The 1,425-nt window shown below is 64.8% G+C and carries 1 protein-coding gene; it reads left to right on the forward strand.

Annotated features, from left to right (window positions below; genetic code table 11):
* A partial coding sequence (locus D3F03_RS17100; protein ID WP_147414739.1) for an NAD-dependent succinate-semialdehyde dehydrogenase occupies positions 1–1,425 on the forward strand: 1,425 nt, incomplete at both ends.

Genomic DNA, 1,425 nt, shown 5'->3' on the forward strand with positions numbered 1-1,425 from the left:
CCTCCTCAAGACCGACGCCCTCATCAACGGAGAGTGGATCGCCGGCGCCAGCCGCTTCGCCGTCCATGACCCCGCCACCGGCGCCAAGCTCGTGGACGTCGCCAACCTCGGCCCCCAGGATGCAAAAGCCGCCATAGCCGCCGCCAACGCTGCCTGGCCGGCCTGGCGCAGCAAAACCGCCAAGGAGCGCAGCGCCATCCTGCGCAAATGGTTCGAGCTGCTCATGCAGCATCAGGACGACCTCGGCCGCATCATGACCGCCGAGCAGGGCAAGCCCCTGCCCGAGGCCAAAGGCGAAGTCGCCTATGGCGCCAGCTTTGTCGAGTGGTTTGCCGAAGAAGCCAAACGCGTCAATGGCGAAACCCTGCCGCAGTTCGACAACAACAAGCGCCTCTTGGTCTTGAAGCAACCCATCGGTGTCTGCGCAGCCATCACCCCCTGGAACTTCCCGCTGGCCATGATCACCCGCAAGGTGGCCCCGGCGCTCGCAGCAGGCTGCACCGTGGTCATCAAGCCCGCAGAGTTGACCCCCCTCTCGGCCCTCGCCGCCGCCGAACTGGCCCAGCGCGCCGGCATCCCGGCGGGGGTCCTCAACATGCTGTGCGCCGACGCCGACAACTCCATTGCCATTGGCAAAGTGCTCTGCGAGAGCCCCATCGTGCGCCACATCAGTTTTACCGGCTCCACCGAAGTCGGCCGCATCCTGATGGCGCAGTCCGCGCCCACGGTCAAGAAGATGTCGCTCGAACTGGGCGGCAACGCGCCGTTCATCGTCTTTGACGACGCCGACATCGACAGCGCTGTGGAAGGTGCCTTTGCCAGCAAGTACCGCAACGCAGGCCAGACCTGCGTCTGCTCCAACCGCTTCTACGTGCAAAGCGGGGTCTACGACGCATTCGTGCGGAAGTTCGCCGCCAAGGTACAAACCGCCAAAGTCGGCAATGGCTTTGAGGACGGCGTGAACCAGGGCCCGCTGATCGAAGAAGCGGCCCTCGTCAAGGTGCAGCGCCATGTGGAGGACGCCATCGCCAAGGGCGGCAAGCTGCTCACCGGCGGCAAGCGCCTCACCACCCTGGGCTCGGGCCAGTTCTTCGAGCCCACGGTGCTGGCCAACGCCAGCGCCGACATGCTGTGCGCCACCGAAGAGACCTTTGGCCCCTTTGCCCCGGTGTTCAAGTTCGAGACCGAGCAACAGGCCATTGATGCGGCCAACAACACCGAGTTTGGCTTGGCCAGCTACTTCTACAGCCGCGACGTGGGCCGCATCTTCCGCGTGGGCGAAGCGCTGGAGTACGGCATGGTGGGCGTGAACACTGGCATCATTTCCACAGAGCATGTGCCCTTTGGCGGCATCAAGCAGTCGGGCCTGGGGCGCGAGGGCTCGCACCACGGCATGGACGACTATGTGGAGATCAAGTACCTGTG

The sequence above is a fragment of the Simplicispira hankyongi genome, assembly GCF_003570885.1.
Classification (GTDB): domain Bacteria; phylum Pseudomonadota; class Gammaproteobacteria; order Burkholderiales; family Burkholderiaceae_C; genus Simplicispira; species Simplicispira hankyongi.